Origin of the sequence: Ramlibacter sp. (assembly GCF_013697775.1) — a bacterium.
Classification (GTDB): Bacteria; Pseudomonadota; Gammaproteobacteria; order Burkholderiales; family Burkholderiaceae_C; genus Ramlibacter.
This window is the reverse complement of sequence record NZ_JACCWG010000174.1, coordinates 1-20,100: the sequence shown is the minus strand read 5'-3', so window position 1 is coordinate 20,100 and position 20,100 is coordinate 1. Positions and strand designations below refer to the sequence as shown.

Genomic DNA, 20,100 nt, shown 5'->3' with positions numbered 1-20,100 from the left:
CGCTGGAGGCGCTGGCGCTGCGCCACGCGGTGTCGCGCACCGTGCCCGCCGACCTGCAGCGCGCGCGCGAGGCGCTGGCCGAGAGCGACGCCTCCACCGACCTGCGCGTGTGGGAGCAGGCCAATCGCAAGTTCCACCTGGCGCTACTCGCGCCCTGCGGCATGCAGCGGCTGCTGGCGGCCATCGACGACCTGCAGGCGGCCGCCAGCCGCATCCTGTTCGCCGCCTGGCAGACGCAGAACTGGCAGCCGCGCTCGGAGAAGGAGCACCAGCGCATCCTGCGGGCCGTGGAGAAGGGCGATGGCGACGATGCCGCCGCGCGGCTGTCCGCCCACATCCTGTCCGCCGGCGAGGCGCTGGTCAGGTCGCTGGAGGCAAGCCGGCCGCAGGCGTGAGCACCGGCGGCGCAAGCCAGCCGTCCTGCTGCGCGGCCAAGGGGCCGCCCTGCAGCGCCAGCTCCACCGCATAGCGCGCCAGCAGGCGCGTCGAATCCAGCGTCGGCAATGCCGCGTTGCGGTCGTCCACGATGATGGGAATTTCCGTGCAGCCGAGGATCACGGCCTGCGCGCCGCGCTCTTTGAGCTGCTCGATGGCGCGCAGGAAGCGCGCGGTTGTGGCGGGCTCGAAGCGGCCGTTGCACAGCTCGCGGAAGATCAGGCCGTTCACCGCCTCCTGCTCCTGCGCATCGGGCACCAGCAGGTCGACGCCATGGCGCCGCAGCGCGTCCGGGTACACGCTGCCCGACATGGTCCAGCGCGTGCCCAGCAGGCCGACGCGCGAGAAGCCGCGGTGCACGATCTCCGCGCCTACCACTCGGGCGATATGCAGGCCCGGCAGCGGCAGCGGCAGCGGCATGCGCTCCAGCGCGAGGTGGGCCGTGTTGTCCGGGCAGACGAAGAAGTCCGCGCCGGACCGGGCCACCATTTCGATGCCGCGCAGCAGGTGCGGCTTGACCTGTTCGAGGTCGCCGGCCCACCAGCCGGGCATGCTCAGGCCCATGGAGATGGCGCTCATCGCGATGGGCGGGTGCAGGTGCTCGCCCAGCCGTTCGCCGCCGGCGCGGCAGGCGGTAAGAAAGCACAGCCCGGCGCCTTCTGCGCTGTGGGCGACGATGCCGATGGTTTTCATGGAAGTTGGCATGAGCTTTTTCGATGCTGATGCACCATTGTGGATTCGGTGCGTCTGCCGCGAAAGCGAGTAATCTTTGCGGCATGCATCAATCCGATTCATGCAGTTCACGCTGAAGCAGGTCGAGTACTTCCTGGCGGCGGCCGAGGCAGGCCAGTTCACCAGTGCGGCGGCCAGGGTGCACGTGACGCAATCGGCCATGACCGCGGCCATCCGCGAGCTCGAAGCGTCGCTGGGCTGCCGCCTGTTCGAGCGCCGGCACGCGAGCGGCGTCACGCTCACGCTGCAGGGCCAGCGCTTCCTGGAGCACGCGCGCCACATCGCGTCCGCCGTCGCCGCGGCGGGCGTGGACGCGGGCGGCGCGGGCCCGGCGCTGGAAGGCACGGTCAAGCTGCTGGCGTCTTCCTCTGTCCTGGGCTACTACCTCGTGCCGGCGCTGGCGCGCTTCGCGGCGGCCTTTCCGCTGGTGCGGCTGGTTGTGGAAGAAACCGCGCGCCCGCAAGCCGAAGCGGCCGTGGCGGCGGGCCGCGCGGATCTGGCGGTGCTGCGCCTCAACCCCAAGCCGCCTGCCGGCGTAGAGGCGCTGGTGCTGACCCGTTCGCGCCGGCAGCTGTGGCTGGGCGCGGGCCATCCGCTGCTGGCCAAGCGCCAGGTCACGCTGGCCGACATCGCCCGGCAGCCGTACATCCTGTACGACGTGGACGAGATGGGCGGCACCACGCGCGAGATCTTCGCGCGCCGGCGCCTGGCGCCGGACATCCGCTTTCGCGTCACGTCCATCGAAGCCGTGCGCAGCCTGGTGGCGCAGGGGCTTGGCGTCACGGTGTTGAGCGACGTCGCCTACCGGCCGTCCGCGCGCGAAGGCGCACGGGTGGAAACGCGGCCGCTGGATGCGTTGGCGCCGGTGGACATCGCGCTGCTGTGGAGCGCGCGGCGCAAGCCCGGCGCCGCCGCCGAGGCGCTCAGCCGTTTCCTGCAGTCCACCTTCGGCGCGCCGAACTGGAGCGCGCCGGCGCCGTAGCCGGTTTGTCCGGCGCCGCGGCGCAAGGCAAGATGACGCCATGCCGATGCAGAACCACCAGGAAATCCGCGATGCAATGCGCGCGCTGTGCGCGCAATTCCCGGACGAATACCACCGCAGGATCGACCAGGAACCGGCCTATCCCGAGGCCTTCGTCGATGCGCTCACGGCGGCCGGCTGGCTGGCCGCGCTGATCCCGCAGGAGTACGGCGGCTCGGGCTTGGGGCTGGCGGAGGCCTCGGTCATCATGGAGGAGATCAACCGCTCGGGCGGCAACTCCGGCGCCTGCCACGGCCAGATGTACAACATGGGCACGCTGCTGCGGCACGGCTCCGCAGCGCAGAAGCGGCACTACCTGCCGCGGATCGCCAGCGGCGAATGGCGGCTGCAATCCATGGGCGTGACCGAACCCAGCACCGGCAGCGACACGACGAAGATCAAGACCACGGCCGTGAAGCGCGGCGACCGCTACGTGGTCAATGGGCAGAAGGTCTGGATCTCGCGCGTGCAGCACTCGGATTTCATGATCCTGCTGGCGCGCACCACGCCGCTGGCCGAGGTGGCGAGGAAATCCGAAGGCATGTCGATCTTCCTGGTCGATTTGCGCGATGCCATCGGCCACGGCATGGTGGTGCGGCCGATCGCCAACATGGTGAACCACGAAACCAACGAGCTGTTCTTCGAGAACCTGGAGATTCCCGCGGAGAACCTGATCGGCGAGGAAGGCCAGGGCTTTCGCTACATCCTGGACGGCCTGAACGCCGAGCGCACCCTGATCGCCGCCGAATGCATCGGCGACGGGCACTGGTTCATCGACCGCGTGACGCGCTACGTGAAGGACCGCCACGTGTTCGGCCGGCCGATCGGCCAGAACCAGGGCGTGCAGTTCCCGATCGCCGAAGCGCACATCGAGGTGGAAGCGGCCGACCTGATGCGCTGGGAGGCCTGCCGCCTGTTCGACGCGCGCGAACCCTGCGGCACGCAGGCCAACATGGCGAAGTACCTGGCCGCCAAGGCCAGCTGGGAGGCGGCCAACGCCTGCCTGCAGTTCCACGGCGGCTTCGGCTTCGCCGCCGAATACGACGTGGAGCGCAAGTTCCGCGAAACGCGCCTGTACCAGGTGGCGCCGATCTCGACCAACCTGATCCTGTCATACGTGGCCGAACACGTGCTCGGACTGCCCCGGTCTTTCTGAACAGGCGAAGAGACTTCCCATGACCAGACCCTTGGATGGAATCACCGTCGTCTCGCTGGAGCATGCAATCGCCGCTCCCTTCTGCACGCGCCACCTGGCCGACCTGGGCGCGCGGGTCATCAAGGTGGAGCGGCCGGGCATGGGAGATTTCGCGCGGGCCTACGACACGCGCGTGAAAGGCCAGTCATCGCACTTCGTCTGGACCAACCGCTCCAAGGAAAGCTTGGCGCTGGACCTGAAGGATGCGCAGGGTATGGCGGTGCTCACCCAGCTGCTGGCGCGCGCCGACGTGCTGGTGCAGAACCTGGCGCCGGGCGCGGCGGCACGCATGGGCCTGTCGTTCGAGGCGCTGCATGCGGCGCATCCGCGGCTGATCGTGTGCGACATCTCGGGTTACGGCGACGACGGTCCCTACCGCGACAAGAAGGCCTACGACCTCTTGATCCAGAGCGAGGCCGGCATGCTGTCGGTGACCGGAACGCCCGAGGAGCCGAGCAAGTCGGGCAACTCCATCGCCGACATCGCCGCCGGCATGTACGCCTACAGCGGTATCCTGGCCGCGCTGCTGCAGCGCGGGCGCACGGGCGAGGGCAGCCGCGTCGAGGTGTCCATGCTGGAGTCGCTGGCCGAGTGGATGGGCTATCCGATGTACTACGCGTTCGACGGCGGCCCGCCGCCGCCGCGCGCCGGCGCCTCGCATTCCAGCATCTATCCCTATGGTCCGTTCGCCGTGGGCGATGGCAACACCATCATGCTCGGGCTGCAGAACGAGCGCGAGTGGAAGCAGTTTTGCGAAAAGGTGTTGCAAGCTCCGGCGCTGGCGGCCAATCCACGCTTCGATTCCAACGCCAAGCGCAACACGCACCGCGCCGAGCTGAAGGCGCTTATCGCGCAGGTCTTCGGCGCGCTCGACATTTCGCAAGTGGAGCAGCGGCTGGACGCCGCGCAGATCGCGCATGCGCGCATGAACGACATGGCCGGGCTGTGGGCGCATCCGCAATTGCGCGCGCGTGGCCGTTGGCAGGCCGTGGACACGCCCGCAGGCGAAATCCCAGCGCTGCTGCCGCCGGGGCGCAACAGCAGCTTTGGCTACCGCATGGATGCGGTGCCTGCGGTCGGGCAACACAACGCGGCCATCTTTCGTGAGCTCGGCATCCTGCCCCAGGAAGGTGAATGAGCCAGGATCGCTCAGAAAGTCATGTAGATATAAGTCAGCAAGATGATGCGCGGAATTGGCAGCATAGATACACAAGGCCTCTTGCTGGCCGTTGGGATGAATGCTAAGGTCCGCCTTGCGCAAAAAAACACACACGCCGCTTCCGTCGGCGAAGCAGGTGTGCCAGGGAGGATCGGTGCGAACCATCGCACCGCCGCGGCGGGCCATCATGGTCCTCGTCGCCCTGGGTAAAGCAGTAGAGACATTGCGCATCGCGCTTCGCCCGCATCCGCGGACGAGCATCTATTGATACTCAGGAAGGACACCAGGCACTACAACAGCAAGCGCAATTTCTCTCACATTCCCTTTGCGGCTCCGGCATTCCATGTGATCCGGTGACCGTAAAACTCTCTCTTTCTCTGTGCATCGCACCGCTGCATGCGGCGTGAGGCATGGCTTCGCTCAAAAAATATGAATCAGGGATTCGAGTACAAAGATCTCGTCGCCAACAGGCCAATGGTGTTCCTCGCCAAGTGCGCCGTGTGGGCGGGCATGATCGCCGCCGGCGTGGCGCTGGCGCAAACGCAGTTCTGGTGGGCCAAGGCCTTCGGCGTGCTGCTGGTGGCGATGGCGTTCGCCCACGGCATCGAGCTGGAACACCAGGCGCTGCACAGCACCGGCACCGGCAGCCGCGCGCTGGACCGGGCCCTGGGTTTCACGCTGGGCGTGCCGCTGCTGATCTCGTTCCACCACTACCAGGACCGCCACCTGCACCACCACCAGCACGTGGGCACCGACGACGACTCGGAGTTCTTCCAGTTCTCCAAGGAAGACAACGAGCGGCCGTGGCGCCTGGCGGCCAACCTGCTGATGCTGCCGCACTGGGCGCGCGTGGCGCAGCTGGTCTGGGCCGCGTGGACCGGCGGCTCGATCGGCCGCGTCTACAACAAGAACAACGAGCGCCGCATCCGGCGCGACTACGCCGCTTTCGGCGTGATCGTGCTGGCGGCGGTGGCGCTGTTCGCCGTGTTCCGCCCGTTCGACGCGGTGTTGCTGCTGGCGTTCCCGATGGCCGCGTGCATGCACACGCTGCTGGAACTGCCCGAGCACTGGGGCTGCGCCAGGTCGCCCTCTGTATTGGAGAACACGCGCACCGTGCGCGCCGGGTTTCTCGCCACGTGGTTCACCAACGGCAACAACTTCCACGTGGAGCACCACCTGGCTCCCGCGCTGCGCCCGGAAGCGTTCCGCGCGTTCCACGAACGCATCGCCCCGCGCATCGTGTTCCAGAACAGCTCCTATTTCGACTTGATCCAGGACATCTACAACAGCAGGAAGGCAAGCTATGCATGACGTGACCACTGCGGGCCTCGAGGCCCTTGCCGAAGAGCGCTTCGTGATCGGCACCACCGCGCAGGTTCTCGGCGAGGACCTGACGGCGCTGGACGACTGGTGCGGCTTCCAGGCGATCTTCGAGGACCTGCCGCCCGACGCCTACATGAACGACGGCGGCTCCTACCGCCTGCGCCGCTTCGGCCGATTCGTCTACACGCACGAGGGCGACCGGCTGGAGGTGCAGCCGCACGCACCGTATTCGCAGCCCAAGTACTTCAACCCGCTCAACGGCGGGGTGGACCGCCACTTCGCGCCGCTGACCGACGCCATCGTGAACAACCAGGTGCTGCAGCGCGTGCTGAAGCTGCTGGGCGCGGCCTACAGCGCGTTGGAGGACCAGCCGCGCTGGCGCATCAACACCTACTTCAACCGCATCGTGGCGAAGTCGGCGGAAGACGGCAAGCCGGTGCCCGAGGGCAAGCACCGCGACGGCGTGAAGTTCAGCTGCCTGTTCATGGCCAACCACATCAACTTCACCGGCGGCGACACCACGCTGTTCGACCTGCTGACGCACGACGCCGCCTTCGAAGGCCGGCTGAGCGCAGGCGGCGACATCCTGGTGTTCCGCGACGACACCGTGCTGCACGACACCACCGCCATCCAGCCCGCGGACCTGGCCAAGCCGGGCTACCGAGACGTGCTGGTGATCGAATTCCGATGACAGGGGAGAGCGCCATGTCCGAATTTTTCCACGCCGAGCAGAAGGCGCTGCAGGCCGAGATGGGGACCACCCGCATCGCCGAGCGCATCGAGCAGACGCGCCGCCGCACCGCCTTCAACGAGACCGACGCGGAAATCATCGGCCGTGCGCAGTTCTTCTTCATCGCTTCGTCGGCCGCCGACGGCACGCTGGATTGCTCGGTCAAGAGCGGCCCGGAAGGCTTCGTGCAGCTGCACGGCGGCCACACGCTGGTGTTCCCCGACTACGACGGCAACGGCATGTTCCGCACGCTCGGCAACATCCGCGCGACCACGCGCGTGGCGCTGCTGTTCCTGGAGTTCTCCGGCGAAAAGCGCAAGCTGCGCATCCACGGCCGCGCCGAGGTGGTGACCGAGCCCGCACTGGTGCGCGCGCTGAAGGGCGCGCATGCGGCGGTGAGCGTGGCGGTGACGGACATCTTTCCGAACTGCCCGCGCTACCTGCCCACCCTGCAGCAGGCCGAGCGCTCGGAATACGTCGAGGCGCTGGGCGACCATCCGCTGGAACCATTCTGGAAGAGCAAGCCGGACCTGAAGGACTTCGTCCATGAACGAAAGGCATTCTGAAATGACAACGCATGATCCTTGCAGCCTGCCCGCGCAGCAGCTGCTGAACGCGCAGTACCTGCGCGAACTGGCCGGCCCGCAGGAGTTCGACGCCACGGCGCTGGAACTGCACCGCGCCGACACCGCGGCGGTGGAATCGGCCTGGCTGGCGCGCGAGCTGGCCACCGTGGACACGGCCACGCTGCCGCAGCGCGCCGAGGACTTCGAGCCCTGGTACCGCGCGCGCTTTCGCGAGCAGGTGGCCGCGGCCGAACCCTTCTTCGACCACCTGGCGCAGCACGCCTCGCTGGAGGAGCTGTCGGTCTACGTGCTCTACGAAGAGCAGGTGGACGGCCGCTTCGACGACGTGATCGCGATGGCGCAGATGGGCCTGAAGGGCGCGGCCAAGGTGGCGCTGGCCGCCAACTACTGGGACGAGATGGGCGAGGGCGACGCAACCCAGATGCACACGCGCCTGTTCTGCGACTCGGCCGAATACTTCCGCAACGCCATCGCCGGCACGCAGTTCGGCCGCTTCGTGCAGCCCACCGCCGAGGCGCTGGCCAACGGCAACCTGCTGCTGCTGCTGTCCGTGCGGCGCCAGCACTGCGTGCGGTTGATGGGTGCGCTGACCCTGCTGGAGCACACGGCGCCGCGCCGCTTCTCGCGCGCGGTGCAGGGCATGCGCAGGCTGGGCGTGCCCGAGGACATCATCTACTATCACGAGATGCACGTGAAGATCGATGCCAAGCACGGCGACGACCTGCTCAACCAGGTGGTGCTGCCGATGCTGCGCGAGCGCCCGGAACTCACGGCCGAGGTGGCCACCGGTGTCCAGCTGCGCCTGCAGGTGGCCAACCGCTACTACGCCATGCTGGAAGACGTGTTCGCGTCGGCCCGCGAGACCGGCGCATCCGTGGCGCTGGAGGCCACTGCGTGACGTCCAGGGGCGCGGCGTACGCGGCGGCGGTTGCCGCCGCCGTCCTGTGGGGCGGCAACTTCGTGGCGGTGCGGCTCGCGCTCGCGCATTTCGATCCGTACCTGCTCACGGCGCTGCGCTTCGCCTTCGTCGCGGCCCTGATTCCCATCGTCGGCTGGCCCAGCAAGATGCCAGTGAAGACGCTGCTGCTGTATTCGCTGTGCTCGGGCATCGGCCAGTACCTGCTGTCCACCGTCGCCATCCAGCTGGGCCTGTCGCCCGGGCTGGCGGCGCTGCTGATGCAGTTCCAGGTGTTCATCTCGCTGGCGCTCAGCTGGATGCTGCTGGGCGAATCGGTGCGCACCACCACCATCGTGGGCAGCGTGCTGGGCCTGGCCGGGCTTACCGGCGTGCTGGTCACCGGCGGCAGCAAGGCGCCGTGGCTGGCCAGTGCGGTATGCCTGCTGGCGGCGGCCGGCTGGGCCTTCGCCAACACCACCATCAAGCGCAGCGCCGAGAGCGTGATCAAGCTGCAATGCGCCAGCGGGCTGATCTGCCTGCCGGCGATCTGGCTGGCGCGCGAGCTGCTGCTGCCCGGTGCGCCGCCGGCGCTGCAGGCGCTGACGCAGGCGCCGCTGGCCGGCTGGCTGCCGGTGGCCTATGTGGTGGTCGCCTCGTTCGCCGTGGCGCAGGTGCTGTGGGGCAGGGCGATCGGCACGGTCGGCGTGGCCGCCACTTCGCCCATCGCGCTGCTGATCCCGGTGTTCGGCGTGGCGCTGGCCTGGCTGCTGCTGGACGAGCAGCTCAGCGTGCAGCTGCTGGTGGCATCCGCCGTGGTACTGGCCGGCGTGGCTGTGCACGTGCTGCCGATGGCTTTGAAACCTGCGCCCGTGCCGCGGACGCGCACCGCATGAGTGGAGGTGCTTCGATGATGCAGGCGGCAGTACTGCGCCCGCTGGGTTTTCCGCAGGACCAGGAGGCATTCCTGGGCCACCTGCGCGTTCTTTATCCGTCGATTGCCGAGGACACGCTGCGCAGGCGACTGGGCGCCGTCAAGGACGGCGGCTGGGAATGCATCGGCGCCTTTGCAAAAGGCGAGGGCGATGGCGAGGGGGCGATGCTGGGCATGAGCGGCTACTGGATCCAGCACCGCTTTTGCTATGGCAAGTACCTGTACGTTGACCACTTCATCGTGGACGGCGGCAAGCGTGGCCGCGGCCTGGGCGAGCAGATGTGGCAGGCGCTGGAGCGCATCGCGCACGAACACGGGTGCGAGCGCATCGTGCTGGACACTTTCGTGACCAATTCGGTGGCGCAGCGCTTCTGGATGAACCAGGGCTGCAGCATCGTCGGCCTGCACTTCGGCAAGCCGCTCAACCCGTCAGGCTGAAAACTTGAGGCGCGGTCAGCCCGCGACCAGGTCCGAATACTCCGGATGCCGCTCGATGTACGCGGCGATGAAGCGGCACTGCGGCACGGCTTTCAGCCCGCGCTGGCGCACGTCGTCCAGCGCCTGCTTGGCGAGCTTGGAGCCCAGGCCCTTGCCCTCGTGCTGCGGCTCGACCACGGTATGGGTGAAGCGCACGCGGCCGGACTGCTCCTCGTACACCGCATAGCCGGCCACGCCGCCGTCCAGCTTCAGTTCGTACTGATGGGCCGCTGCGTTGTTGCTGAATTCGGGTTCCTGCATGCTGCCTCCGGATAAAAGCCCATTTTGGCTCTATCTGCACACGTGTGTTTGTCGAGAAGGTTGCACGCGTTGTCGTGGAAGTTCAACGTGTGCCGTAAGCTGCCAGGAACACCCGTACCCCATCAGCGGCATACCGGCGAAGTGCCGTCGGCTTCGGGATTGCGGCGTCTCCAAGCAGCATTGCTTGGTTCAGCGGCTGTGACATGACAAGCCAGTTGAAGTGTGATGCAGCGACGGCTGCGTCATCGGCGCGTAGCAGTCCACGTTCGGCCAGATGCCTGAACATCTTCGCCATTGCCGCCATTGCCCGCCTCGGCCCGCTTTCATAGAGAGCCTTGCCCAATTCAGGGAAGCGGGTCGCTTCGCCGATCACCACGCGCCGCAGCTGCATGAGCCTGGGAGTCAGGACGATGACGAGCTGCCTGTAGGCGTAGTCTTCGAGATATGCGTGCAGGTCGCCGCCTGGCTCCAAATCCGGCATGACGCCATGCACCGCGTCGCTGCCCGCGTTCGTCAGGCCCGCCACGATCTCCAGGAACAGTGTCTCCTTGCTGGTGAATTGCTTGTAGATCGTCTGCTTTGAGACATCGGCCATCAACGCGATGTCGTCCATCCCGGCGCCGAGATAGCCGTCCCTCAAAAAGACCGTGGTCGCCGCGTCCAGGATGGCCTTGCGCTTTTTCGCCGTGCGGCCCCCGCTTGCGTCGGCAGGCTCGGTGTTCAGGGCAACGTCTTTCGTCATCTATGTGGCATGCCGCGGAGCAAACCCTTGTTTGACGCAATCATACTTGCCAGTCTAGAATGAAAGTAGACTAGACAGTCTAGTTTGGAGATATCTCATGCATATTCAGTTCGCCGAGCTTCCGGTGCGCGATCAGGCGCGCGCGAAAGAGTTCTATGTCAAGAATCTTGGGTGCGCCGTCGCGGCGAACGCGCCGATGGGAAGCGATGGCTGGCGATGGATCGAGCTCAAGTTTTCGGGCGCCGAAACCACACTGCATTTCATCCGGGCAACGAAGGAAGACGCATCTGATGGCCCCGTGCTGGTGCTGGTTTGCGACGATGTTGCGTCCGCTGTGGAAGACCTGAGAAAGAAGGGCGTCGAAATCCTCACGGAGCCACACAGCCCCCCGTGGCAGCCAGGCCGGACCGTGGCCGAGTTTCGCGACAGCGAGGGCAATCGCATGGTGATCGGCAGCAGATGAGCGCAGAGGCTTCCTTGCCCGCCTCCTGTGTTTGCGGCCATGTGACGCTTCAGGCAATCGGCACTCCAATCCTGAGCCTCGTCTGCTATTGCGAAAGCTGCCGCTCGGCCGCGCGCCAGTTCGAGCAGGCGCCCGGTGCCCCATCCGTTCTCAACGGCTATGGCGGGGTCGATTACTGCCTGTACCGCAAGGACCGCGTGCGCATCGTCGGCGGTGCAGAACATTTGCGCGACCATCGCCTCACTGAAGCATCTCCCACCCGCAGGGTGATCGCGGCGTGTTGCAACACGCCGATGTTTCTCGAATTCACCAAGGGGCACTGGCTGTCTCTGTATCGCGACCGCTTCCCCCAGGGCGCACCTCCGCTCGAGATGGGTGTCATGGCGAAAGAGCTGCCGCCTGGCAGTACCCCCGCGGAGAACTTACCGACCTACCGAACGCGGCCGCCAAGGTTCATGATCAAACTGCTCACATCATGGGCCGCGATGGGTTTTCGGAAATCGAAGATGAATCGCTGATTGGTGGACGCCGGCGGCTGCACATCGAGTGGCCGCCTTTTCGCCCGGCAGGCGGACTATTTATAGCTGCGCGCGTCTTCGATCACTTTTCCGTCGTTCGGAAGCGTTCCCGGCTGCATCAGCTGCACGTCGCCGCGCAGCTTGGTCACGTCGCGAATGGCTTCGCCGATGCGCGCGTCCAGGCCTTGCGGTGCCGATGCGGCTTCCACCATCAAGGTCATGACGTCGTTGGCCATCTCGCCGCTGACCACCAGGCGCGCCTTCAGCACTTCGGGGAAGCGGCGCGCGATGTCGGCCACCTGGCCCGGGTGCACGAACATGCCGCGGATCTTGGTGGTCTGGTCGGCGCGGCCCATCCAGCCCTTGATGCGGGCATTGGTGCGGCCGGTGGGGCAAGGGCCGGACAGCATGGCCGACAGGTCGCCGGTGCCGAAGCGGATCAGCGGATAGGCCGTGTTGAAGGTGGTGACGACCAGTTCGCCGACCTCGCCCTCGGGCACCGGGTCGCCGGTGCCGGGCCGCACGATTTCCACGAGCGCGCCTTCGTTCAGCACCAGGCCCTGGCGCGCCCCCGTTTCATAGGCCAGCAGGCCCAGGTCGGCGGTGGCGTAGCTCTGGTAGACGTCCATGCCGGCCTCCTGCGAAAACCAGTCGCGCAGCGACGGCGGCAGCGCCTCGCCGCTGGTCAGTGCCTTCTTCAGGCTGGAGATGTCGCTGCCGGCTTCACGCGCCTTCTCGACCAGGATGCGCAGGAAGCTGGGCGTGCCGAGGTATGCATTGGGCTTCAGGTCGGCGATGGCCTGCAGTTGCTGTTCGGTCTGGCCGGTGCCGGCCGGGAACACGCTGCAGCCGATGGCATGCGCGCCCGACTCCACGATGAAGGCACCGGGCGTCATGTGGTAGCTGAACGCGTTGTGCACCAGGTCGCCGGCACGAAAGCCGGCGGCGAACAGCGCGCGCGCCGCGCGCCAGTAGTCGGGCGTGCTGCCCTCGGGTTCGTAGATGGGGCCGGGCGAGGCGAACACGCGCGGCATCTGCGGGCCGCGCACCAGCGCCGAGAAGCCGCCAAAGACGTCGTTCGCGCGCTCGGCCTTCTGGCGCTCCAGCAGGTCGTTCTTGCGCGTGACGGGCAGGCGCGCCAGCGCCGCGCGCGAGGTGACAGCCATCGCATCGACGTCGGCCAGAATCGCACCAAAAGCGGCGGTGTTGCGCTGCGCATGGGCCACCTGGCGCGGCAGCGCGTCCATCAGTGCCGCCTCGCGCTGCGACGGGTCGCGCGCTTCCAGCGGGTCGAAATACTCGCTCATCGTTCTTTCCTTCAAGCGAGCCAGCGTTTGCGCCGCTTGTAACTTTTCACGTCCTTGAAACTCTTGCGCTCGGCGCCGCCGACGCCCAGGTAGAACTCCTTGACGTCCTCATTGTTGGCCAAGTCCGACGCCGGCCCGTCCATGACCACCCGGCCGCTTTCCATGATGTAGCCGTAGTTGGAGTATTTCAGCGCGATGTTGGTGTTCTGTTCCGCAAGCAAGAATGTGACCCGCTCCTTGGTGTTGAGGTCCTTCACGATCTCGAACACCTCCTGCACGATCTGCGGCGCCAGGCCCATCGAGGGCTCGTCCAGCAGCACCATGCTGGGGTTGGCCATCAGCGCGCGGCCGATGGCGCACATCTGCTGCTCGCCGCCCGAGGTGTAGGCCGCCTGCGAGGTGCGCCGCGTCTTCAGGCGCGGGAAGTACGCGTAGACCTTCTCGAGATTCGCCGCGACCTCGGCCTTGCTCTTGCGCGTGTAGGCGCCGGTGAGCAGGTTTTCCTCGATGGTGAGGTGGGCGAAGCAGTGCCGGCCCTCCATCACCTGCACCACGCCGCGCTGCACCAGGTCGGCCGGCGACAGGTTCTCGATGCGTTCGCCGCGCAGCTCGATGGAGCCCTTGGTGACTTCGCCACGCTCGCCCTTGAGCAGGTTGGACACGGCGCGCAGGGTGGTCGTCTTGCCCGCGCCGTTGCCGCCCAGGATGGCGACGATGCTGCCCTGGGGCACCTGCAGCGACACGCCCTTTAGCACCAGGATCACGTGGTTGTAGATGACCTCGATGCCGTTGACGTTGAGGACGATGTTGTTCGGTTCCATAGTTCGTTCGGCTTTCGTACCAATCGAAAGGCCGGAGCCTTTCGATTGGCGGCTCTTGCGAGCCGCCAACGCCGTCAGCCGATCACGACTGGCAATCCGCTGCCGTGCGGCGCGTCAGTTTCTTGTCGGCGGCGAACTTGTCGGCCGCGGCCTTGACCATCGGCTTGATGATCTGCTCGTCGGCCGTGTACCAGTCGCTGGAGAAGTTGAACTTGCTGCCGTCCCAGGTGTGCACGCGGGCCGACATCGAACCCATGTGGTCCGTGCAGGAGGTGGACACCGGCCGCATCATGGTCGCGAAGCCCAGCGCTTCCAGGCGCTTTTGGTCCAGCGACAGGTTCTCCAGGCCCCAGCGCACCTGGTCGGGCGTCATGACCTTGCCCTTGCCGAAGCGTTCCTGCGCGCGGCGCACCGCTTCCACGCCCAGCATCTGGATGATCAGGCCGCGGTTGTAGAGCATCGTGCCGACTTCGTCCTTGGGGCCCGTGCCCTGGCCCTTGTCGTGCACGTACTTGATGATGTCCTGCACCGCCTTGTGCTGCGTGCCGCCGGCGTTCATGGTGAGCGCGCTGTAGCCCTTGGCGCCTTCGCCCACGTCCTTCACGTCGGGCTCGTTGCCGGCCCACCAGACACCCAGCATCTTCTCGCGCGGAAAGCCGGTGGCCTGCGCCTCTTTCAGGGCGGTGGCGTTCATCACGCCCCAGCCCCACAGCAGCACGTAGTCGGGGCGGTTCTGGCGCACCTGCAGCCAGGCCGACTTCTGCTCGACGCCGGGCGCGGTCACGGGGATCAGGCCCAGCTCGAAGCCGTTCATCTTGGCGCGTTCCTGCAGCAGGGGGATCGGCTCCTTGCCGAACGGGCTGTCGTGGTAGACCAGGGTGATCTTCTTGCCCTTGAGCTTGTCGAAGCCGCCTTCCTTCTTGGCGATGTGCTGGATCAGGATGTCGGCCGCGGTCCAGTAGCTGCCCAGCAGCGGGAAGTTCCACTTGAAGACGCCGCCGTCGGCCGACGAGGTGTAGGCGTAGCCCAGCGTCATCAGCGGAATGTGGTCGGTGTAGGCCTTGTCGGTGAGCGCGAAGGCGATGCCGGTGGCTTGCGGATCGAACAGGGTCACGCCCGGGCGGCTCTTCAGGCGTTCGTAGCACTCCACGCCGCGGTCGGTTGCGTAGCCGGTCTCGCATTCCTCGAACGTGATCTTCACGCCGTTGATGCCGCCGTCGCGCGCGTTGATCATCTTGATGTAGTCCTGCTTGCCGTTGGCCCAGGGCGTGCCGTTGGGCGCGTAGGGGCCGGTGCGGTAGGCCAGCAGCGGGAAGAACTGCTCCTTGGCCTGGGCGAACGCGCCGGGCGATGCCAGCGCGGCCGCGGCGGCGACCGCGGCCGTCAGCAATGTCAAACGAAGCTTCATCATTGTCTCCTTGGAAAATTTTCAGTGCGGGAAAGGCCACAGGCGCAGCTTCTGCTTGCCGGTGGACCACAGGCGCGCCAGGCCGTGCGGCTCGACGATCAGGAACCAGACGATCAGCGCGCCGAAGATGATCAGCTCGGCATGCGACACGGTGACGATGGACACCGTGATGCCGAACACCGAGGCGATGGCCGGCAGCATGTTGCTCAGCAGGATGGGCAGCAGCACGATGAAGGCGGCGCCGAAGAACGAGCCCATGACCGAACCCATGCCGCCGATGATCACCATGAACAGCAGCCGGAACGACTGGTCGACCGAGAACGCGCCCGGCTCCCAGGTGCCCAGGTAGACGAAGCCCCACAGCGCGCCGGCCATGCCGATGATGAACGAGCTGACGGCGAAGGCGCTGAGCTTGGCGTACATCGGGCGGATGCCGATCACCGCCGCGGCCACGTCCATGTCGCGGATGGCCATCCACTCCCGGCCGATGGCGCTGCGAACCAGGTTCTTCACCAGCAGCGCGATGACCGTGAGGATGACCAGGCAGAACCAGTACTTGCTGATGGCGCTCTCGATCGGAATGCCGAACACCTGCAGGTTGCCCGCGGTGACCGAGCCCGATGCGGAGTTGGCGGTCAGCCAGTTGATGCGCAGGAACATCCAGTCGGAGAAGAACTGCGCGGCCAGCGTGGCCACTGCCAGGTACAGGCCCTTCACGCGCAGGCTGGGCAGCCCGAACAGGATGCCGAACAGCGTGGCGCACACGCCGCCCAGGATCAGCGCCGGCACCAGCGGCATGTTGGGCACGCGCACGAAGAAGTTGTAGGCACCGTACGCGCCCACCGCCATGAAGGCGCCGGAGCCCAGGGAAATCTGCCCGCAGTAGCCGACCAGGACGTTCACGCCCAGGGCGGCCAGCGCCATGATCAGGAACGGAATGAGCAGGGCGCGGAACAGGTAGTCGCTGGCCAGCGCCGGCACCACCGCGAAGGCCACCACGAACAGCAGCAGCACGGCGATGCGGTCCTGCAGGATCGGAAAGATCTGCTGGTCGGCGCGGTAGCTGGTCTTGAACTGGCCGTTTTCTCTGTAAAGCATCTTGTATCCGTTGGTCCTGAGCGCAGTCGATGGGTCAGACGCGGTCGATGATCTTCTCGCCGAAGAGGCCTTGCGGACGGATCAGCAGGAAGCCGAGCGCCAGCACATAGGCGAACCAGATCTCGATGCCGCCGCCCACCATCGGACCGATGTACACCTCCGACAGCTTCTCGCCCACGCCGATGATCAGCCCGCCGATGATGGCGCCGGGCACCGAGGTGAGGCCGCCCAGGATCACCACCGGCAGCGCGCGCAGCGCCACCGTGGCCAGCGAGAACTGCACGCCCAGCTTGCTGCCCCAGATCATGCCGGCCACCAGTGCCACCAGGCCGGCCACGCACCACACGATGACCCAGATGCGCGCCAGCGGAATGCCGATGGACTGCGCCGCCTGGTGGTCGTCGGCCACGGCGCGCAGCGCGCGGCCAGTGGAGGTTTTCTGGAAGAACAGGCTGAGCAGGCCCACCAGCACGGCGGCGATGCCAGCGGCGATCAGGTCTTCCTTGTTGATCAGGATGCCGCCCTGGAAGGTGGACTCGAAGGCGATCATCGGGTCCTTGGGCATGCCCACGTCGATCTTGTAGACGCTGTTGCCGAACAGCGTCTGGCCCACGCCTTCGAGGAAGTAGGCGATGCCCAGCGTGGCCATCAGCAGCGTGGCGCCTTCCTGGTTCACCAGGTGGCGCAGCACCAGCTTTTCCACCAGCCAGGCCACGGCGAACATCACCAGCGCCGCGCCGATGAAGGCGATGATGTTGGCCACGATCGGATTGGTGATGCCGGTGAGCGCCGGGATCCATTCGGCGAAGCGCGCCATGGCCAGCGCAGCGAACAGCACCATCGCGCCCTGCGCGAAATTGAAGACGCCCGAGGCCTTGAAGATCAGCACGAAGCCGAGCGCCACCAGCGCGTACAGCATGCCCACCATCAGGCCGCCAAGCAGTGTTTCGAGGAAGAATCCCATGATGACTTTGGTGTCCCGTGAATCAGTGGGCGGTGCCGAGGTAGGCCTTGACCACCTCGGGGCTGGTGCGCACGGCCTCCGGCACGCCGTCGCCGATCTTCTTGCCGTAGTCCAGCACGACCACGCGGTCGCTGATGTCCATCACCACGCCCATGTCGTGCTCGATCAGGACCACGGTGGTGCCGAACTCGTCGTTCACGTCCAGCACGAAGCGGCACATGTCCTGCTTTTCTTCCAGGTTCATGCCGGCCATCGGCTCGTCGAGCAGCAGCACCTGCGGCTCCATGGCCAGCGCGCGGCCCAGGTCCACGCGCTTTTGCAGGCCGTAGGGCAGCTGGCCCACCGGGGTCTTGCGGAACGCCTGGATCTCCAGGAAGTCGATGATGTGCTCCACGTATTCGCGGTGCCGGATTTCCTCGCGCTCGGCCGGCCCGATGCGCAGCGCCTGCAGCAGCAGGTTGCTCTTGATGTGCAGGTTGCGCCCGGTCATGATGTTGTCCAGCACGCTCATGCCCTTGAACAGGGCCAGGTTCTGGAAGGTGCGGGCGATGCCCATCTCGGCCACCTGGCGGCTCTTCATGTGGCTGAAGCTCTTGCCGCGGAAAGTGATGGTGCCCTGCTGCGGCTGGTAGACGCCGTTGATGCAGTTCAGCATCGAGCTCTTGCCGGCGCCGTTCGGGCCGATGATGGCGCGGATCTCGTGCTCGCGCACGTCGAACGAGATGTCGGTCAGCGCCTTCACGCCGCCGAAGGCCAGCGAGATGTTGCGCACGTCCAGGATGACGTCGCCCAGGCGCCGCCCGCCCGTGGTGCCGCCCGGCACCGGGCCGCCGGCGCTTCCGCCGTTCAAAGGAGATTCATTCATGATCTTCATGCCGCGGCCCTCACCGGCGCGTATGTGTTGGCGTCCATGATCTTCAGCGTGGCGCTCACGCTGCCGCTGCGGCCGTCCTCGTACTTCACCACGGTGTCGATGTACTGCTCGGTCTTGCCCGCATACAGCGCGGTCAGCAGCAGCTGGTAGCGCTCGGCGATGAAGCCGCGGCGGACCTTGTTGGTGCGGGTGAGTTCGCCGTCGTCGGCGTCCAGCTCCTTGTGCAGGACCAGGAAGCGGTGGATCTGGCTTCCCGCCAGCTTCTCGTCGGCGGCCAGGTCGGCGTTGACCTTCTCCACGCAGTCCTTCATGAGCCCGTACACCTCGGGCTTTTGCGCCAGGTCGGTGTAGCCGGCATAGGGCAGGTTGTGCCGCTCGGCCCAGTTGCCCACCGCTTCGAAGTCGATGTTGAGCAGCACGCAGACGATGTCGCGCCGGTCGCCCACCGCCACCGCTTCCTTGATGTACGGAAAGAACTTGAGCTTGTTCTCGATGTACTTGGGCGCGAACATGGACCCGTCGGCCAGGCGCCCGACGTCCTTGGCGCGGTCGATGATCTTCAGGTGGCCCTGCGCATCGAAGAAGCCGGCGTCGCCGGTGCGGTACCAGCCGTCGGAGGTCCGCACTTCGGCGGTGGCCGCTGGGTTCTTGTAGTACTCCTTGAGCAGGCCGGGCGAGCGCACCAGGATCTCGCCGGTGTCGCTCACCTCGATTTCCACGCCGTCGATGGGCACGCCCACGGTGTCGGAATGCACCTGGTGGTCCGGCTGCATGCAGACGAACACGGCCGTCTCGGTGGAGCCGTACAGCTGCTTCAAGTTGATGCCGATGGCGCGGTAGAAGGCGAACAGGTCCGGCCCGATGGCCTCGCCCGCGGTGTAGGCCACGCGCACGCGCGACATGCCCAGGTTGTTGCGCAGCGGCCCGTACACCAGCAGGTTGCCCAGCCCGTATTGCAGGCGGTCCAGCACCCCCACCGGCTTGCCCGCGCGCATGGCCAGGCCGACGCGGCGCGCCACGTTCATGAAGCCGTGGAACATCCAGCGCTTGATGGCGCTGGCGTCTTCCATGCGGATCATCACGCTGGTGAGCAGGCCTTCGAAGATGCGCGGCGGCGCGAAGTAATAGGTCGGCCCGATTTCCTTCAGGTCGATGGTGACGGTGGCGGCCGACTCGGGGCAGTTCACCACGTAGCCGCAGCACAGCCACTGCGCGTAGCTGAAGATGTTCTGGCCGATCCATGCCGGCGGCAGGTAGGCCAGCACTTCTTCCCGGGGCCCCAGCTTGTCGAAATCGGCGCCGGCCTTGGCCCGGTCCAGCAGGGTGCGATGGGTGTGCACCACGCCCTTGGGGCTGCCGGTGGTGCCCGAAGTGAAGAACATGGCGCCCACGTCGTCGGGGTGGCCCTTGTCGACCTCGGCGCGGAAGGCGTCGGGGTTCTTCGCGTCGAAGGTGCGGCCGGCTTCGATGAGCGTGTCCAGCGCCTGCAGGCCCGGTTCACGGTAGTGGCGCAGGCCGCGCGGGTTGTCGAAGAAGATGGCGGCCAGCTGCGGGCACTGGGTGCGCACTTCCAGCAGCTTGTCGACCTGCTCCTGGTCTTCGGCGAAGGCGAAGCGCACGTCGGCGTTGTTGATCGGGAAGGCGCATTCGGCGGCAACGGCGTCCTGGTACAGCGGCACCGGGATCGCGCCGAGCGACTGCGCGGCCAGCATGGTGGCGTACAGGCGCGGACGGTTGGCGCCCACCACCACCATGTGCTCGCCGCGGCGCAGGCCGGCCAGGTGCAGGCCGCAGGCAAGGTGGCGTACCAGCCCGGCAAGGTCGCCCCACGAGAGCGTCTGCCAGATGCCGTATTCCTTTTCGCGCATGGCCGCGTCGGCCGGGCGCTGCGCTGCATGCCGCAGCAACAATCGCGGGAACGTCGTCTCCATCTTCTTGTCCTTGCTGCCTGGCAAGCCTTGCCGAGCTGCGCGAATGCTAGGGCCGAATTTGACGCCGGGTTGTCTTTGCGACGACTATCTAGGGAATGTCCTAGTGTGGTGCGCGCCTCTGTTCTGTACTTATCGTGAGATCGCAGCCAATGCAGCCTTGGCTCTGGTGACCTTGGCCAGGATGTCCGAAGCACTGGCTGTCCAGATGAATGGTTTGGGGTTGTC

Annotated in this window: 22 protein-coding genes; 12 read left to right on the top strand and 10 right to left on the bottom strand. The window is 66.5% G+C overall.

Annotated elements, in window-relative coordinates:
• A partial coding sequence (locus H0U68_RS08605) for an FCD domain-containing protein (protein ID WP_296354622.1) occupies positions 1-395 on the top strand: 395 nt, incomplete at its 5' end.
• Here the strand turns inward: H0U68_RS08605 and H0U68_RS08600 are convergent.
• Entirely contained in the window at positions 361-1,128 is a 768-nt protein-coding gene (locus H0U68_RS08600; RefSeq protein WP_296354620.1) for an amino acid racemase, read from the bottom strand. The genes H0U68_RS08605 and H0U68_RS08600 overlap by 35 nt on opposite strands.
• Positions 1,129-1,228: 100 nt before the next feature.
• On the opposite strand from H0U68_RS08600, the gene H0U68_RS08595 reads away from it, so the two are divergent.
• The 9 genes from H0U68_RS08595 (at position 1,229) to H0U68_RS08555 (ending at position 9,449) form a co-directional block, all read left to right on the top strand.
• Positions 1,229-2,149: a LysR family transcriptional regulator gene (locus tag H0U68_RS08595; RefSeq protein ID WP_296354618.1), complete on the top strand. Its 921-nt coding sequence runs from the start codon at positions 1,229-1,231 to the stop codon at positions 2,147-2,149.
• Between the two features lie 40 nt (positions 2,150-2,189).
• A complete protein-coding gene (locus H0U68_RS08590) occupies positions 2,190-3,344 on the top strand; it encodes an acyl-CoA dehydrogenase family protein (RefSeq protein WP_296354616.1) in 1,155 nt (384 codons plus the stop codon).
• A gap of 19 nt (positions 3,345-3,363) precedes the next feature.
• Positions 3,364-4,521: a CaiB/BaiF CoA-transferase family protein gene (locus tag H0U68_RS08585; protein WP_296354614.1), complete on the top strand. Its 1,158-nt coding sequence runs from the start codon at positions 3,364-3,366 to the stop codon at positions 4,519-4,521.
• Between the two features lie 495 nt (positions 4,522-5,016).
• A complete protein-coding gene (locus H0U68_RS08580) occupies positions 5,017-5,853 on the top strand; it encodes a fatty acid desaturase (protein ID WP_296354612.1) in 837 nt (278 codons plus the stop codon).
• The gene (locus H0U68_RS08575) at positions 5,846-6,556 is read left to right on the top strand and encodes a 2OG-Fe dioxygenase family protein (protein ID WP_296354610.1); all 711 of its coding nucleotides are present in this window, start codon (positions 5,846-5,848) and stop codon (positions 6,554-6,556) included. The genes H0U68_RS08580 and H0U68_RS08575 overlap by 8 nt, the downstream gene beginning before the upstream one ends.
• Before the next feature lie 14 nt (positions 6,557-6,570).
• Positions 6,571-7,161 (top strand): pyridoxamine 5'-phosphate oxidase family protein, encoded by a 591-nt coding sequence (locus H0U68_RS08570; protein ID WP_296354608.1) that lies wholly within the window; start codon positions 6,571-6,573, stop codon positions 7,159-7,161.
• 1 nt (position 7,162) lies between these two features.
• Positions 7,163-8,080 (top strand): iron-containing redox enzyme family protein, encoded by a 918-nt coding sequence (locus tag H0U68_RS08565; protein WP_296354606.1) that lies wholly within the window; start codon positions 7,163-7,165, stop codon positions 8,078-8,080.
• The gene (locus H0U68_RS08560; protein ID WP_296354604.1) at positions 8,077-8,973 is read left to right on the top strand and encodes an EamA family transporter; all 897 of its coding nucleotides are present in this window, start codon (positions 8,077-8,079) and stop codon (positions 8,971-8,973) included. The genes H0U68_RS08565 and H0U68_RS08560 overlap by 4 nt, the downstream gene beginning before the upstream one ends.
• A gap of 14 nt (positions 8,974-8,987) precedes the next feature.
• Positions 8,988-9,449, top strand: coding sequence for a GNAT family N-acetyltransferase (locus H0U68_RS08555; RefSeq protein WP_296354603.1), 462 nt, complete (start codon positions 8,988-8,990; stop codon positions 9,447-9,449).
• A gap of 15 nt (positions 9,450-9,464) precedes the next feature.
• On the opposite strand, the gene H0U68_RS08550 is transcribed toward H0U68_RS08555, so the two are convergent.
• Both H0U68_RS08550 and H0U68_RS08545 read right to left on the bottom strand, forming a co-directional pair.
• The gene (locus tag H0U68_RS08550) at positions 9,465-9,749 is read right to left on the bottom strand and encodes a GNAT family N-acetyltransferase (protein ID WP_296354601.1); all 285 of its coding nucleotides are present in this window, start codon (positions 9,747-9,749) and stop codon (positions 9,465-9,467) included.
• Positions 9,750-9,831: 82 nt separating this feature from the next.
• A complete protein-coding gene (locus tag H0U68_RS08545) occupies positions 9,832-10,491 on the bottom strand; it encodes a TetR/AcrR family transcriptional regulator (protein ID WP_296354599.1) in 660 nt (219 codons plus the stop codon).
• Between the two features lie 97 nt (positions 10,492-10,588).
• On the opposite strand from H0U68_RS08545, the gene H0U68_RS08540 reads away from it, so the two are divergent.
• Together H0U68_RS08540 and H0U68_RS08535 are read left to right on the top strand one after the other, a co-directional pair.
• Positions 10,589-10,954, top strand: a complete 366-nt coding sequence (locus H0U68_RS08540) for a VOC family protein (RefSeq protein ID WP_296354597.1) — start codon at positions 10,589-10,591, stop codon at positions 10,952-10,954.
• Positions 10,951-11,472 (top strand): hypothetical protein, encoded by a 522-nt coding sequence (locus H0U68_RS08535; RefSeq protein ID WP_296354595.1) that lies wholly within the window; start codon positions 10,951-10,953, stop codon positions 11,470-11,472. Before H0U68_RS08540 ends, H0U68_RS08535 begins: the two co-directional genes overlap by 4 nt.
• 56 nt (positions 11,473-11,528) lie before the next feature.
• Here the strand turns inward: H0U68_RS08535 and H0U68_RS08530 are convergent, their stop codons facing one another.
• The 7 genes from H0U68_RS08530 to H0U68_RS08500 form a co-directional block, all read right to left on the bottom strand.
• Positions 11,529-12,779, bottom strand: coding sequence for an AMP-binding protein (locus H0U68_RS08530; protein WP_296354593.1), 1,251 nt, complete (start codon positions 12,777-12,779; stop codon positions 11,529-11,531).
• Between the two features lie 11 nt (positions 12,780-12,790).
• Positions 12,791-13,600 (bottom strand): ABC transporter ATP-binding protein, encoded by an 810-nt coding sequence (locus tag H0U68_RS08525; RefSeq protein ID WP_296354590.1) that lies wholly within the window; start codon positions 13,598-13,600, stop codon positions 12,791-12,793.
• An 82-nt stretch (positions 13,601-13,682) separates the two neighbouring features.
• The gene (locus H0U68_RS08520; protein WP_296354588.1) at positions 13,683-15,008 is read right to left on the bottom strand and encodes an ABC transporter substrate-binding protein; all 1,326 of its coding nucleotides are present in this window, start codon (positions 15,006-15,008) and stop codon (positions 13,683-13,685) included.
• 21 nt (positions 15,009-15,029) lie between these two features.
• Complete coding sequence (locus tag H0U68_RS08515) at positions 15,030-16,106, bottom strand: branched-chain amino acid ABC transporter permease (RefSeq protein ID WP_296354587.1); 1,077 nt, start codon at positions 16,104-16,106, stop codon at positions 15,030-15,032.
• 34 nt (positions 16,107-16,140) lie between these two features.
• A complete protein-coding gene (locus H0U68_RS08510) occupies positions 16,141-17,070 on the bottom strand; it encodes a branched-chain amino acid ABC transporter permease (RefSeq protein ID WP_296354585.1) in 930 nt (309 codons plus the stop codon).
• Positions 17,071-17,092: 22 nt separating this feature from the next.
• Positions 17,093-17,935: an ABC transporter ATP-binding protein gene (locus H0U68_RS08505; RefSeq protein ID WP_296354583.1), complete on the bottom strand. Its 843-nt coding sequence runs from the start codon at positions 17,933-17,935 to the stop codon at positions 17,093-17,095.
• Between the two features lie 5 nt (positions 17,936-17,940).
• Positions 17,941-19,875: an AMP-binding protein gene (locus H0U68_RS08500; protein ID WP_296354582.1), complete on the bottom strand. Its 1,935-nt coding sequence runs from the start codon at positions 19,873-19,875 to the stop codon at positions 17,941-17,943.
• Positions 19,876-20,100: the final 225 nt, after the last annotated feature.

What these genes read in the sequence shown, in the direction of transcription:
- H0U68_RS08600 (WP_296354620.1), bottom strand. Translation starts at nt 1,128, where the DNA reads ATGAAAACCATCGGCATCGTCGCCCACAGCGCAGAAGGCGCCGGGCTG.
- H0U68_RS08565 (WP_296354606.1), top strand. Translation starts at nt 7,163, where the DNA reads ATGACAACGCATGATCCTTGCAGCCTGCCCGCGCAGCAGCTGCTGAAC.
- H0U68_RS08555 (WP_296354603.1), top strand. Translation starts at nt 8,988, where the DNA reads ATGATGCAGGCGGCAGTACTGCGCCCGCTGGGTTTTCCGCAGGACCAG.
- H0U68_RS08515 (WP_296354587.1), bottom strand. Translation starts at nt 16,106, where the DNA reads ATGCTTTACAGAGAAAACGGCCAGTTCAAGACCAGCTACCGCGCCGAC.
- H0U68_RS08530 (WP_296354593.1), bottom strand. Translation starts at nt 12,779, where the DNA reads ATGAGCGAGTATTTCGACCCGCTGGAAGCGCGCGACCCGTCGCAGCGC.
- H0U68_RS08525 (WP_296354590.1), bottom strand. Translation starts at nt 13,600, where the DNA reads ATGGAACCGAACAACATCGTCCTCAACGTCAACGGCATCGAGGTCATC.
- H0U68_RS08500 (WP_296354582.1), bottom strand. Translation starts at nt 19,875, where the DNA reads ATGGAGACGACGTTCCCGCGATTGTTGCTGCGGCATGCAGCGCAGCGC.
- H0U68_RS08520 (WP_296354588.1), bottom strand. Translation starts at nt 15,008, where the DNA reads ATGAAGCTTCGTTTGACATTGCTGACGGCCGCGGTCGCCGCCGCGGCC.
- H0U68_RS08535 (WP_296354595.1), top strand. Translation starts at nt 10,951, where the DNA reads ATGAGCGCAGAGGCTTCCTTGCCCGCCTCCTGTGTTTGCGGCCATGTG.
- H0U68_RS08505 (WP_296354583.1), bottom strand. Translation starts at nt 17,935, where the DNA reads ATGAATGAATCTCCTTTGAACGGCGGAAGCGCCGGCGGCCCGGTGCCG.
- H0U68_RS08595 (WP_296354618.1), top strand. Translation starts at nt 1,229, where the DNA reads ATGCAGTTCACGCTGAAGCAGGTCGAGTACTTCCTGGCGGCGGCCGAG.
- H0U68_RS08580 (WP_296354612.1), top strand. Translation starts at nt 5,017, where the DNA reads ATGGTGTTCCTCGCCAAGTGCGCCGTGTGGGCGGGCATGATCGCCGCC.
- H0U68_RS08545 (WP_296354599.1), bottom strand. Translation starts at nt 10,491, where the DNA reads ATGACGAAAGACGTTGCCCTGAACACCGAGCCTGCCGACGCAAGCGGG.
- H0U68_RS08585 (WP_296354614.1), top strand. Translation starts at nt 3,364, where the DNA reads ATGACCAGACCCTTGGATGGAATCACCGTCGTCTCGCTGGAGCATGCA.
- H0U68_RS08570 (WP_296354608.1), top strand. Translation starts at nt 6,571, where the DNA reads ATGTCCGAATTTTTCCACGCCGAGCAGAAGGCGCTGCAGGCCGAGATG.
- H0U68_RS08540 (WP_296354597.1), top strand. Translation starts at nt 10,589, where the DNA reads ATGCATATTCAGTTCGCCGAGCTTCCGGTGCGCGATCAGGCGCGCGCG.
- H0U68_RS08550 (WP_296354601.1), bottom strand. Translation starts at nt 9,749, where the DNA reads ATGCAGGAACCCGAATTCAGCAACAACGCAGCGGCCCATCAGTACGAA.
- H0U68_RS08575 (WP_296354610.1), top strand. Translation starts at nt 5,846, where the DNA reads ATGCATGACGTGACCACTGCGGGCCTCGAGGCCCTTGCCGAAGAGCGC.
- H0U68_RS08510 (WP_296354585.1), bottom strand. Translation starts at nt 17,070, where the DNA reads ATGGGATTCTTCCTCGAAACACTGCTTGGCGGCCTGATGGTGGGCATG.
- H0U68_RS08590 (WP_296354616.1), top strand. Translation starts at nt 2,190, where the DNA reads ATGCCGATGCAGAACCACCAGGAAATCCGCGATGCAATGCGCGCGCTG.